We start from the raw sequence: 12942 nt of genomic DNA, 5'->3' as shown, positions 1-12942 counted from the left end.
GGGCGGCGCAAACGCCCGCTGATTAACTACTCCGCCAGGCCGCGATTTTTCAACATCGGCTCCAGCTGTGGCTGGCCGCCACGCCAGTTTTCATAGAGAGTTTTCAGGTCGCTGCTGTTACCACGCGACAGAATTTTCTGCCGGAAAATCTCGCCATTCTCCCGTGTCAGCCCGCCCTGTTCAACAAACCACTGGTAACCGTCATCGGCCAGCATCTGGGTCCAGATATAGGCGTAGTAACCAGCAGCATAGCCGCCGCCCCAGATGTGCTGAAAATAGCTGGAGCGATAGCGCGGCGGTACGGCCGCTAACGCCAGATTGTCGCTCTGCAACGCCTGCTGTTCAAAACCGTCCACACTTTGCGGTGTCCGGTCGCCCGCCAGACTGTGCCAGTGCAGATCGAGCAACGCCGCCGCCAGCAACTCGCTCATCTCGTAGCCTTTGTTGAATTTTCCGGCGCGGATAATTTTTTCGTGCAGCGCGGCGGGCATCGGTTCCCCGCTCTGATAGTGACGGGCGAAATGGCGGAACACCTGCGGCTCACTGGCCCAGTGCTCATTAATCTGCGACGGAAACTCCACAAAATCGCGCGGCGTCTCGGTGCCTGACAGGCTCGGATAGCGCTGGCTGGCGAACAGGCCGTGCAGCGTGTGCCCAAACTCGTGAAACATCGTGATCACTTCATCCCAGCTCAGCAACGCCGGTTCACCGGCTGGCGGTCTGGTGTAGTTACAGACGTTGTAGATCACCGGCTTGCTCTCCAGCAGCGTCGACTGGTTAACAAAGTTACTCATCCACGCCCCGCCGCCTTTGCTGTCGCGCTTGAAGAAATCGGCATAGAACAGCGCCAGCGGGGTTTGATCGGCATCGAAAATTTCGTATACCTGCACATCGGGATGGTAAACCGGCAAATCCTGTCGTGGCGAAAACTGAATGCCATACAGCTGTGTCGCCGCCCAGAACACGCCATTCTGCAGTACCGAGTTCAGTTCAAAATAAGGTTTAATCTGGCTCTCATCGAGATCGTACTGCGCGTGACGCACCTGTTCGGCGTAAAAATTCCAGTCCCAGGCGCGCAGAGTAAAACTCTGCTGCTGGCGATCGATGGTTTGCTGGATAGCCGCCGCTTCACGTTCAGCACGCGCACGGGCGGCAGGCACGATGTTACGCATAAAGGCAAACGCAGCATCCGGGGTTTTCGCCATCTGGTCCTGCAGTTTCCACTGCGCATAACTGGCAAAGCCCAGCAGCCTGGCCTGCTCCGCCCGCACCTGAGCCAGACGCAGCACCAGCTCACGCGTGTCATTTTCGTCACCCTTTTCGGTTCGGGTCACGCCCGCATTAAACAGTGCCTCGCGGGTCTCGCGATTGCTCAGGCTTTGCAGTGCAGGTTGCTGAGTCGTGTTCTGTAGCACCAGCAGCCAGGCATTCTCCAGACCGCGGGCACGTGCTTCTGCCTGCGCCACCGCCAGGTCAGCGGCAGAAAGTCCCGCCAGTTTCTCTGCCTGATCGACTACCAGACCGCCCGCTTTGGTGGCGGCCAGCAGCTTGTTGGTAAAACGGGTACTGAGACGCGCCGCTTCCTGATTCAGGGCTTTTAACTGCTGTTTCTGCGCCTCAGGCAGATTGGCACCCGCCAGCTGAAAGCGCTGCCAGATCACCTCAACCAGCCGCCTGGATTCAGCGTCAAGCTGGGCGCGCTGCAGATAGACCGCATCCAGACGCGAGAACAGTGGCCGGTTAAGCATGATCTCGTCGTTGAGTGCGGTCAGCTGCGGAGCGATTTCTTCATCCACCTGTTGCAGATACGGGCTGGTGTGCGCCGAGGTCATGGCACTAAACACCAGATTGACCCGGTTCAGCAGCTGCCCGCTCTTCTCCAGCGCCTCGTACGTATTGAGGAACGTCGGCTCGTCACTGCACGTGGCGATTGCCTCAACTTCCCGACGCTTTTCTTCAATGCCTGCCTGTAAGGCGGGCAGAAAATCCTGCTGCTGAATCTGATCAAACGGCGGTGCCTGATAAGGCAGCGTGCTGACGCTAAAGAAAGGATTCTGATGGGCGTTCATGATTTGCTCCTGGATGGGCATCGCAAAGCCTTATCCTGGCAGGTTGCGGGCGGTTGAACAACTCAGGTCAGGTGCTGCTGATAAACGCTAATCACTTCACCGGCAATCGCTACGGCGATCTCGGCGGGCAGCTTGCCTTTGACGTCCGGCAGGCCAATCGGGCAGCGCAGTCGCGCCAGCCGATCGGCCTGTGCGCCCTTGCCCGCCAGCCGGTAGCGGAAGCGCTGGCTTTTGGTCTGCGAGCCAATCACACCGGCATAACGAAAATCGCCGCGTTTCAGCACCACCTCACACAGCTCGAAATCGAGCGGATGATGATGGGTCATAATGATGAAATAGCTATCGGGTCCCGCCCGCGCCACACAGTCGAGCGGATCCTCCGGTTGCAGCGTAACCACGCCTGGCGGTACCCGGTCAAACTGATCGGGACGGCTGTCAATCCAGGTTATGTGACAGGGTAACGTAGCCAGCAGGTTAACCAGTGCCTGGCCGACATGACCAGCGCCGAACAGCAGGATCTCCGGCTGACACTGCAACAGCGGCTCAAACAGCAGCGTGGTTTTGCCGCCGCAACACTGACCCAGCCGTGCGCCGAGGCTGTACTCTTCGGTGTGCGGCGCGCAAGCCCCGCTCTGTAGCATAGCGCGCGCCTGGGCAATGCACTGAAACTCAAGCTGACCGCCACCAATCGTCAAAAAGTTCTCCTGCAGCGTGACCACCATCTTGCTGCCGCTGTCGCGCGGTACCGAACCGCGCTCACTGAGCACGGTGATCAGCACGCAGCTCTGGCGCTTTTCACGCAACTGATGCAGCACGCTAATCCAGTCATGGTAGATCATCACAGACTCCTGACAACTGCAGCACCGCGTTCAGCACCCGTTCCGGCGTGGCGGGCGTATCCAGCAGCGGATGTTGCGCATAACCGGCCACGCTGGCCACTGCATCCTGTAACGCACACCAGGCGGCGATGCCCAGCATAAAGGGCGGCTCCCCGACGGCTTTCGAGTGAAAAACCGTATCCTGCGGATTTTTGCGGTTCTCCACCAGCGTCACCCGCAGATCGGCCGGAACATCGCTAATGGCCGGGATTTTGTAGCTGGCCGGGCCATCGGTCAGCAATTGTCCCTTCGGGTTCCACACCAGCTCTTCACAGGTGAGCCAGCCAACGCCCTGCACAAAACCGCCTTCAACCTGACCGATATCAATGGCCGGATTCAGCGAGGCACCCACGTCATGCAGGATGTCAGCGCGCAACAGGCGATATTCGCCGGTTAAGGTATCGATCACCACTTCACAGCAGGCTGCGCCGTAAGCGAAGTAGTAAAAGGGCTTACCGCGCCCGGCCAGCCGATCGTAATGAATGCCCGGCACGCGATAGTAACCCGTGGCGGATAGCGGCACCTGATTGAACCACGCCAGCTGCGCCACTTCTGCGAAGGTGTAATGTTTTTCCCCGGCGCGCACGATGCCGTTACGGAAACTGACTGCCGATGCCTCGCAGTGATGCAGCTGACAGAGCATCTGCGTCATGCGCTCGCGCAGAATCTCCGCCGCATTCTGCGCCGCCTTACCGTTGAGATCGGCCCCGCTGGAGGCCGCCGTCGGTGAGGTGTTCGGCACTTTGCCGGTATCGGTGGCGGTGATCTGAATCTTATCAACCTCAATCTGCAGCACTTCAGCCACGATCTGAATGACTTTGGTGTTGAGCCCCTGGCCCATCTCGGTGCCGCCGTGGTTGAGCTGCACCGTACCGTCGGTGTAGATCAGGATCAGCGCGCCTGCCTGGTTAAGGAAGCTGGAGGTAAACGAGATGCCGAATTTAACCGGCGTCAGCGCCAGACCGCGTTTCAGCAGCGGGCTGCGGGCATTAAACGCCTGAATCTCCGCCCGGCGCGCCTGATAATCACTGCTCCGTTCCAGCTGGTCAGTGATTTCGTCCAGCAGATTATCCTCAACCTGCTGATGGTAATGGGTGATATTGCGATCCTGCTTACCGTAGTAATTGCGCTTGCGCAGCGCCAGCGGATCAAGGCCGCGATCGCGCGCGATGTGGTCCATGATCTGCTCAATCGCCACCATTCCCTGAGGACCGCCAAAGCCGCGGTAGGCGGTATTCGAGGCGGTATTAGTACGGCAGCGGTAACCGGTAATCCGGGCATCGCCCAGGTAATAGGCGTTGTCAGCGTGGAACATCGCCCGATCGACAATCGATCCACTGAGATCAAGTGAATAACCACAGTTACCCGCCAGATCGATCTTCACACCACACAGACGGCCATCTTCTTCGATGCCAACCTCGTAACGGACAAAAAAGGGATGACGCTTGCCGGTAATGCGCATGTCATCACGACGGGAAAGCCGCATCTTCGCCGCCCGGCCAGTCTGGCGCGCGACGATGGCGCACAGGCAGGCCACGCCCGCCGCCTGGGTCTCTTTGCCACCAAAACCGCCGCCCATCCGCCGCATATCGATGGTGACCTGATTCAGGCTGATGCCCATCACTTCCGCCACCAGCTTCTGCACTTCAGTAGGATTCTGGGTCGAGGAAAAAACCTGTAGCTGCTGATCTTCGCCCGGGATCACCAGCGCGGTCTGGGTTTCCAGATAGAAGTGTTCCTGACCGCCAATATGGAAGGAACCGCTGATGCGGTGCGGGGCACGTGCCAGCGCGGCGTCGACATCGCCGCGCTGATGAACGTGCGGCTCCTGCACAAAGCTGCCCTGCGCCAGCGCCTGTTCAACATCCAGCAACGGCTCAAGCATCTCATATTCAATTACGGCAGCGGCGGCGCCCAGCCGGGCAGCGTCCGGGGAATCGGCCGCCACCGCAATCACAATCTGCCCGAGATACTCTACCTTGTCGTGCGCCAGCAGCGGATCGCCTGGTTCCAGCGGACCGACATCATTAATGCCGGGCACATCCTGCCAGGTCAGCACGCTGACTACGCCGGGAATGGCGTAGCACGGCTGAACATCAATATGGGTAATGCGCGCATGGGCATGCTCACTCAGCCGCGGGCAGAGATGCAGCAGGCCCGGCAGCTCAGGCTTGTCGTCGATAAACCGTGCCTCGCCGGAGACATGTTTCTCAGCGCTTTCATGCTTGTTGCTGCGGCCAACGCCGCTCTGGATCCCGGCGCTATGCTGCGCTTTGCGCACCTCTTCACTCAGTTCAGGACGATTATGAGACATAGCGGGTCACCTCAACACAGGTTAATTCGCCGTTGTAGCGATGGTAGTAGCGCCGCAACAGATTACGCGCCACCTGCAGGCGGTAGTCAGCGCTGGCGCGGAAATCAGATAGCGGTTGGAAATCTGCCGCCAGCGCGGCCGCGGCACGTGACACCGTCACGGCATTAAAGGGTTGATCCCGCAGGGCCTGTTCACAATGCGTCGCCCGCTTTGGCGTCGCGGCCATGCCACCAAAGGCGATCCGTGCCGCGCGTACCTGCCCCTGTTCAATTTCCAGATTAAAGGCAGCAAACACCGCGGAAATATCATCATCCAGCCGCTTCGACACTTTCCAGGCCACAAAATCCGGTGACACCGTCACTTTGTCGATACGAATCGCCCGGATAAATTCCCCTGGCTGCAATCGGGTCTGCCGGTAACCGGTGAAAAACTGGTCCAGCGACAGCGTACGTTGCTGCTCACCCTGCTGTAGCAGCAGACTGGCGTTCAGCGCCAGCAGCATTGGCGAGGCATCACCAATCGGCGAGGCATTGGCGATATTGCCGCCCAGCGTGCCCTGCAGGCGAATCTGCAATGACGCGAAACGTTGCAGCATTTCGCTGATACCCGGAATCCGGTCGGTCAGAAAATCGGCAACCTGCTGCAGTGAGGCGCCCGCACCGAGCAGATAGTGATCGTCAAATTCACTGCAGACTTTTAGCGCCGTGACCTGCTCCAGCGCAATTAGCACCGGTATGCGCTGATGCTGCTGGGTGATCGTCAGGCTCAGATCGGTGCCACCGGCAATCAGCCGCGCCGTAGGATGTTCCAGATAGATCTGCGCCAGCTGAGTCGGGGTTTTAGGCAGATAACAGCGCCGCCCATCGCCGTTCAGCTGCTGCATCTCATGATTCGACAGCGTTGCCAGTCGTTGCACTACGCTGGCAGCCTGTTGATCAAACGGGTCGCTGACCGGCTGTGAACAGAGCTGCTGCGCAGCCGCCATGATCGGCCGGTAGCCGGTACAGCGACAGAGGTTGCCGGCCAGCGCACTCTCCGCCTGATGGCGATCCCAGCCGCTGGCCGATTTTTGCAGGCTGAACAGCGACATCACAAAGCCAGGCGTGCAGAAGCCGCATTGCGAGCCGTGGCAGTCAACCATCGCCTGCTGCGCCGGATGCAGGGCACCGCCGTGACGCAGATCCTCGACAGTGATCAGCTGCTTGCCCTGTAGCGTGGCGACCAGTGTCAGACAGCTGTTGACCGTTTCATACTGCATCGCACCATCGACCACTTTACCGAGCGTGACGCTACAGGCACCGCAGTCGCCCGAGGCGCAGCCCTCTTTGGTACCGGTGCGGCGCAGATGACCGCGCAGATAGTTAAGCACCGTAAGATTAGGATCTAACGACGCTTCGGTGACTAATTGATTATTTAACAGGAACTGGATCATGCGGCTTGCTCTCCCGCGTCGCGCTGCCATACCGGACGTCCGTTAACCCAGGTCTGGGCAATGTTGCGATCATCGCCGAGCGTCATCAGAACAAACAGTTTTTCCCAGATATCTTTGCTGTTGCCGATGCGCAAAGTCTGTAAGGCGGAAACGGCCGGATCGAGCACCACAAAATCCGCCTCTTTACCCGGATTGAAATTGCCTATGGCATGATCGAGGTCCAGTGACCGCGCGCCGCCCAGCGTGGCGTGATAAAAGGCTTCAGCGGCGCTCAGCTTATACTGCTGCAGCTGGCCCACTTTGTAGGCTTCACCCAGCGTTTGCAGCATGCTGAAGGTGGTACCGGCACCCACATCGGTGCCAATACCCACTTTGACGCCCTGCTGCCAGCTGCGTTTAAGGTTAAACAGCCCGCTGCCCAGGAACAGGTTTGAGGTCGGGCAGAAAGCGATGGTGGAATCGGTGTCGTGCAGGCATTGCCATTCGCTGTCGTCGAGATGGACGCAGTGCGCAAACACACTGCGACGACCGGTGAGCTGATAGTGATGGTAGACATCAAGGTAGCCGGCGCGTTCAGGAAACAGCTGCTTCACCCAGGCGACCTCCTGCGGATTTTCGCTCAGGTGAGTATGCAGCCAGGTATCCGGGAACGCCTGCCGCAGTTGCTGCACTTTTTCCAGCAGCTGTGGCGAGGAGGTCGGGGCGAAACGCGGGGTCAGCGCGTAGCTCAGCCGTCCGCGCTGGTGCCAGCGCTCAATCAGCGCGCGGGTCTGCTGATAACTCTGTTCCGGTGTTTCAGTCAGGTTGTCAGGCGCGTTACGATCCATCATCACTTTGCCGGCAATCAGCCGCATGTTCAGCGCTTCCGCCGCGCTGAACAGCGCCTCAACCGACTGGGGATGCACGGTGCCAAACACCAGTGCGCTGGTGGTGCCATTCGACAGCAGCTGATGCAGGAAAAAGGCCGACATCCGGGCAGCGTGGTCCGGGCAGTGATATTGCGCCTCTACCGGAAACGTATAGTTGTTGAGCCACTCCAGCAGTTGTTCGCCAAACGCGCCGATCATTTCGGTCTGCGGGTAGTGAATATGGGTATCGACGAAACCCGGCACGATCAGCTTGCCGCGCAGGTCAATGACCGGCTGCCCCGCCAGTCCGGCACTGCACGCCTCCCACGGCGCTAACCCGATCACGCGTCCGTCGCGCAGTTGCAGCACCCCATCCTCCAGATAGCGCGCGGCAGACAGCAGCGCGTCGGGCTGGTCCACCACCGATGTGAAGTCAAAAAAACTGGCGCGTATCGCCGTATCTGTCGCTGATGACATGACTTTTCCTTACCGAAAGCACTGCGGCTTTCTTTTAATTATGCAGATGATTGCCTTAATGCCACATTGCAACTGCCGTGCCAGAACGAAATGATTATTTTTAACTGTAATATCAATCAGTTAAATTAAAAACCACTTGTTGCGCAACTTATACGGCACGAAATGCCCCCGCAACCGATTGCTTTGCAATAGCAACCGGTTGCCTGATTAGCGAATGCAGAATCGGGTGCGTTTTACCGGCTGATCCTTCGCCTGCACTGCCCCGTTAGCGTGCAGTGCGCCCCAAAACAGCGCAGCTGCCGTGACGGTAAAATGCCTTTACAACCCGATCGGTTTTTCGGCGGGCGCAAGCGGAAATGAAATGCTATGGTGAAGCCATCGACTCTGAAAATGGCATAAGGAACAGTGAGATGATTATTTTTGTCACCGGCGCGACCGCCGGTTTTGGTGAAAGCATCACCCGTCGCTTTATCGCAAACGGTCACAAAGTGATTGCCAGCGGACGACGTGCCGAGCGCCTGAAAGCGCTGAAAGATGAGCTGGGTGAGCATCTGTATACCGTGCAGCTTGATGTGCGGAACCGTGCGGCCATTGAAGAGGCGGTGAATCAGCTGCCTGCCGACTGGCGCGAAATCGACGTGCTGGTCAATAACGCCGGTCTGGCACTGGGGATTGAGCCAGCCCACCGCGCCAATGTAGAAGACTGGGAAAACATGATCGACACCAATACCAAGGGACTGGTCTATATGACGCGTGCCCTGCTGCCGCAGATGGTTGAGCGTAATGTCGGGCATGTGATCAATATCGGTTCGATTGCCGGCAGCTGGCCTTATGCCGGTGGCAACGTCTATGGCGCGACCAAAGCCTTTGTCCGCCAGTTCAGCCTGAATCTGCGTACCGATCTGCACGGCACCGCACTGCGCGTCACCGATATCGAGCCAGGACTGGTCGGCGGCACCGAGTTCTCTAATGTGCGCTTCAAGGGCGACGATGATAAAGCCGGACAGGTCTACGAAGGTGCCACTGCCTTAACGCCGGAGGATGTCACCGAAGCGGTCTACTGGGTCGCCACGCTGCCTAAGCATGTCAATATTAATACCCTTGAGATGATGCCCGTCAGTCAGACGCTGGCCGGTCTCAAGGTGCATAAGCCGTAACCCTCCGGGCCAGCCGCACCGGCTGGCTCTATCCGCGTCCCCAGCCCAGCACGATAATCAGCATACCGATAAAGGCGACGATCGCCCCGCTCCAGTCCCAGGCACTGAGTTTCACCCCATCGACCACCCGTAACCACAGCAGTGCAGTCAGCACGTAGACACCGCCATAGGCGGCATAAACCCGTCCGCTGGCAGCGGGATGCAGCGACAGTAACCAGACAAACAGCGCCAGGCTGGCAGCGGCGGGCAGCAGCAACCAGACAGAGCCGCCCTTTTTCAGCCACAGCCACGGCAGGAAGCAGCCGATGATTTCCGCCAGCGCGGTAATAAAAAACAGCAAAGCGGTTTTAATCAGCAACCCGACCTCTCATAAACGTAAACAAACCACACACGGCTGGTGAGCAAAGAAACGGCGATGATATACTAACGATACCCGCGGCAACAGCCGTTCCCATTGGTGATGTCTGCGTTAACTGAAGGAAAGCGCAATGAAAAAATTTATCCCGGTCCTGTTGGTGAGCCTGCTGTCAGCGGCAGCATTCAATGCCAGTGCGACCACTAATCGCCTGATTATTGAAGATGGCAGCAGCGCCGCCAGTAATGAAGCGGCGCGTCAGGATAAAGAGCAGTGGAATGACACACGTATGCTGCGTAATAAGGTGAACAGCCGCGTCGAGAAGGAGTTTGATAAGACCGATCGTGCTTTTGATACCCGCGATAAGTGTGAGCAGAGCCTGAATCTCAACGCCTACTGGGAGCCGAACACCCTGCGTTGTCTGGATCGCCGCTCCGGCCGGCCAGTTGCACCCTGATTTTCAGCTATAGTAATGACGGACGACTAACATAAGGAATACGTGATGAAGCTACAGAGGGTTTTGTTAACCGCGACGTTGTTTGTGCTGCCCGTACTGGCACAGGCATCCTGTGAATCGGTAAAAACCGAGATCAGCCAGAAAATTATTCAGAACGGTGTGCCCGAATCGGGTTTTAGTCTCGACATCGTCGCCAACGATCAGGTTGATCAGGCTGGCGGTCAGGTGGTGGGACATTGTGAGAACGACACACAAAAGATTGTTTACAAGCGCATGGGGCGTGACGATGACGCCAGCGTGCCAGACAGTGCCGGCAGCTCACAGGACGCGCCCGCACAGTAAATGATATCAGGGCGACGCGCTGTCGCCCTGCTCGCTATTCTGCATGTTCCGGCCGCTGACGCGGCATCATCCACGCCACGCCCAGCGCAAACAGCGCAATTACCAGTGCCACCACAAACACCCAGTGCAGTGAGCCGGCAATCGCCTGCACCATCTGTTGCAGCGTCTCCGGAGCCAGCTGACGCCGACTCTCATCCGCCATAATCTGTTGCACCGGGTCTTGCGCCTGCGGCAGTCGCCACAGCAGGTTGAGGTTCAGCACCGCGCCCATGATGGCGGTGCCAATTGCCGATCCCATCATCCGGCTGAACATAATCGAGGCGGTACAGATGCCGCGAATCTGATAATCCGCCTGATTCTGTACCGACACCAGAAACGTGGTACTGGTCATGCCCATCCCGGTTCCGATGACAAAAGCGGTAAAGCCCGCCTGATACAACGAGCTGTCAGGCTGCAGCAGCAGCAGCAGCGCACTGCCGGTAATCAGCAACAGCGCCCCCAGTTGCGCGGTAAAGCGGTAAGAGGTGCGCAGCATCAGTCGCCCGCTCAGGGTGCTGGCCAGTGGCCAGCCAATCGACATCATCGCCAGCGCGCTGCCCGCCTGCAACGGCGAACCACCGCCGATCCCCTGAATCCAGGTCGGCAGAAAGGCGCTTATCCCCATCATGGCGGCCCCGATGATCAGGTTGCCGGCGTTACCGGCAATAATCAGCCGGCTGCGCCAGATAATCAGCGGAAACAGCGGTGCGTCAGCCTGCTGCTCGTGGCGACTGAGCCGCCAGCCGGCGAACAGCGAAAAGAGCAGGAACGGAATCAGCCAGTAGCCCAGCTGTTCAGCCTGCAGCAGCGCAATCAGCAGTGCGCTGATGCACAGCATCAGCCAGCCACTGCCCGCCAGATTCAGCGGCTGCGGCTGCGCCTCCTGTTGATGAGCCGGTAACCAGCGCGCCAGCATCAGCATACTGATCAGCCCTATCGGCAGGTTGACCCAGAAGATCACTGACCAGCTGAAGTGCTGCACCAGCCAGGCACCGGTCAGCGGACCGACGATGGCCGCCACGCCCCAGACGCTGGAGAGCCAGCCCTGCACGCTGGCGCGCTCACGCGGTGAGTAAATGTCTGCCACGATAGTTGAGCTGAGCGGCATGATGGCACCGGCTCCCAGTCCCTGAAACGCGCGGAAAAGAATCAGCCACGTCATGGTATGAGCAAATCCACACAGTACCGAGCCGATCAGGAAAAGCGTGGTACCGATAAAAAACATGCGCTTACGTCCATAGATATCCGCCAGTCGCCCATAGAGCGGTACGCTGACCGCCTGAGTCAGCAGGTAAATGGAGAATACCCAGCCAAACTGCGAAAAACCGCCCAGTTCGGCAATGATGGTCGGCATCGCGGTGGCCACAATGGTGACCTCAATCGCCGCCATAAACATCGCCAGCATACAGGCGATTAAAATCCAGTGGCGGTGCCCGGTCTGGAGCTGTGCGCTTTCAGTCATAGAGATCCTTTTTTAAGCTGCAACACTCGCGCAGATTAAGCGAATGCAGTTTCCCGTCAGTGCGCATTAGTGGCACAAATTGTGACGTTGTCACCCAAAGTCGATGAAAAATTTTCATTGATGCGTTAGCCCAATCTCCATGCGGCTTTAACACTATTTTAACCTGTTTTTCACCGGCTGCTTTCGCGCGTTAAAGCTAGCGCGCCTCGCTGAGGGCTGCTATAGCATTAAAGCCTGTTTTTCAGCGTTCAGTTAAAATTCGTCGATAAACAGCCATTTGATCTGCATTTTATCGCAGTTACGGTATTGGAAGCGGCGGCGGGTTTTGCTGCTTCTGTCGGGCTGCTAATGATCGGTATAACAATTGAGATCGTAATCAGGGAGAGTCCCTTATGCAAAATGCTTCACTGGCCCGTCGCGCTGGTCTCGCGCTGCTGGCTGTGGCCGCGGTGATGGGTGCGCTAGTCTGGGGCCTCGGCTGGGATCAGTTAGTCGCCAGAAGAGTCGATCTGCTCTATCTCGGTCAGCAACACCTGTTTCTGGTCTTCTGGTCAATGCTGTTTGCCCTGCTGGTCGGTATTCCCAGCGGCATTATCCTCAGCCGGCCTTTCGCCCGTCGCTGGGCCGAATATGTCATGCAGATATTTAACGTCGGTAATACGCTGCCACCGCTGGCGGTGCTGGCATTAGCGATGGTGATCATCGGCATCGGTGACCGTCCCGCGCTGATTGCACTGTTTCTCGCCTCTCTGCTGCCTATCGTACGTAACACTTTCTCCGGTCTGAGTGCGGTCCCCCCCTCGTTGATCGAAGCTGCCAACGGCATTGGTATGACTAAAATGCAGCGTCTGCGCCAGGTTGAACTGCCCAATGCGCTACCGGTCATCCTTGCGGGCGTGCGTATTGCCACCGCCATTAATGTTGGTACCGCGCCGCTGGCGTTTCTGATTGGTGCCAGCAGCTTTGGTGAGCTGATCTTCCCTGGCATCTACCTCAACGACTTCCCGACGCTGATTCTGGGTGCAACGGCGACTGCGCTGGTGGCGCTGGTGCTGGATATGCTGCTGGCCGCGCTTGGCCGCTTTCTCAGTCCGCACGCTGCGGCATAACAA

At 58.2% G+C, this 12942-nt stretch carries 11 protein-coding genes; 4 read left to right on the top strand and 7 right to left on the bottom strand.

From position 1 onward, the window contains the following. Positions 1-26: 26 nt before the first annotated feature. The 5 genes from dcp to guaD all read right to left on the bottom strand — a co-directional run bounded on the left by dcp (position 27) and on the right by guaD (position 8018). Positions 27-2069: a peptidyl-dipeptidase Dcp gene (gene dcp, locus HA41_RS03145; protein WP_094119554.1), complete on the bottom strand. Its 2043-nt coding sequence runs from the start codon at positions 2067-2069 to the stop codon at positions 27-29. A 62-nt stretch (positions 2070-2131) separates the two neighbouring features. Next, complete coding sequence (gene xdhC, locus HA41_RS03140; protein ID WP_094119553.1) at positions 2132-2908, bottom strand: xanthine dehydrogenase accessory protein XdhC; 777 nt, start codon at positions 2906-2908, stop codon at positions 2132-2134. Continuing rightward, positions 2895-5261 (bottom strand): xanthine dehydrogenase molybdopterin binding subunit, encoded by a 2367-nt coding sequence (gene xdhB / locus HA41_RS03135; RefSeq protein ID WP_094119552.1) that lies wholly within the window; start codon positions 5259-5261, stop codon positions 2895-2897. The genes xdhC and xdhB overlap by 14 nt, the downstream gene beginning before the upstream one ends. Then, a complete protein-coding gene (xdhA, locus tag HA41_RS03130) occupies positions 5251-6693 on the bottom strand; it encodes a xanthine dehydrogenase small subunit (protein ID WP_094119551.1) in 1443 nt (480 codons plus the stop codon). The genes xdhB and xdhA overlap by 11 nt, the downstream gene beginning before the upstream one ends. Beyond that, positions 6690-8018 (bottom strand): guanine deaminase, encoded by a 1329-nt coding sequence (gene guaD / locus HA41_RS03125; RefSeq protein WP_094119550.1) that lies wholly within the window; start codon positions 8016-8018, stop codon positions 6690-6692. The genes xdhA and guaD overlap by 4 nt, the downstream gene beginning before the upstream one ends. A 410-nt stretch (positions 8019-8428) precedes the next feature. On the opposite strand from guaD, the gene ydfG reads away from it, so the two are divergent. Continuing rightward, positions 8429-9175 (top strand): bifunctional NADP-dependent 3-hydroxy acid dehydrogenase/3-hydroxypropionate dehydrogenase YdfG, encoded by a 747-nt coding sequence (ydfG, locus tag HA41_RS03120; RefSeq protein WP_094119549.1) that lies wholly within the window; start codon positions 8429-8431, stop codon positions 9173-9175. A gap of 28 nt (positions 9176-9203) precedes the next feature. Here the strand turns inward: ydfG and HA41_RS03115 are convergent, their stop codons facing one another. Continuing rightward, positions 9204-9530, bottom strand: coding sequence for a YnfA family protein (locus HA41_RS03115; protein WP_143807236.1), 327 nt, complete (start codon positions 9528-9530; stop codon positions 9204-9206). A 133-nt stretch (positions 9531-9663) separates the two neighbouring features. On the opposite strand from HA41_RS03115, the gene HA41_RS03110 reads away from it, so the two are divergent. After that, positions 9664-9987, top strand: a complete 324-nt coding sequence (locus HA41_RS03110; protein ID WP_094119547.1) for a DUF1283 family protein — start codon at positions 9664-9666, stop codon at positions 9985-9987. Between the two features lie 45 nt (positions 9988-10032). Then, complete coding sequence (locus HA41_RS03105) at positions 10033-10329, top strand: DUF1161 domain-containing protein (protein ID WP_094119546.1); 297 nt, start codon at positions 10033-10035, stop codon at positions 10327-10329. A 34-nt stretch (positions 10330-10363) separates the two neighbouring features. Here HA41_RS03105 and HA41_RS03100 read toward each other — a convergent pair whose 3' ends face one another. Further along, positions 10364-11830, bottom strand: a complete 1467-nt coding sequence (locus HA41_RS03100) for an MDR family MFS transporter (RefSeq protein ID WP_094119545.1) — start codon at positions 11828-11830, stop codon at positions 10364-10366. A 452-nt stretch (positions 11831-12282) separates the two neighbouring features. Between HA41_RS03100 and osmY the strand changes: the two genes are divergently transcribed. Beyond that, positions 12283-12939, top strand: a complete 657-nt coding sequence (osmY, locus tag HA41_RS03095) for an osmoprotectant ABC transporter permease OsmY (protein WP_244175084.1) — start codon at positions 12283-12285, stop codon at positions 12937-12939. Positions 12940-12942: the final 3 nt, after the last annotated feature.

It is taken from the genome of Pantoea conspicua (assembly GCF_002095315.1).
In the GTDB taxonomy this organism is placed as follows: domain Bacteria; phylum Pseudomonadota; class Gammaproteobacteria; order Enterobacterales; family Enterobacteriaceae; genus Pantoea; species Pantoea conspicua.
This window is presented reverse-complemented; position numbering and strand designations above follow the sequence as displayed.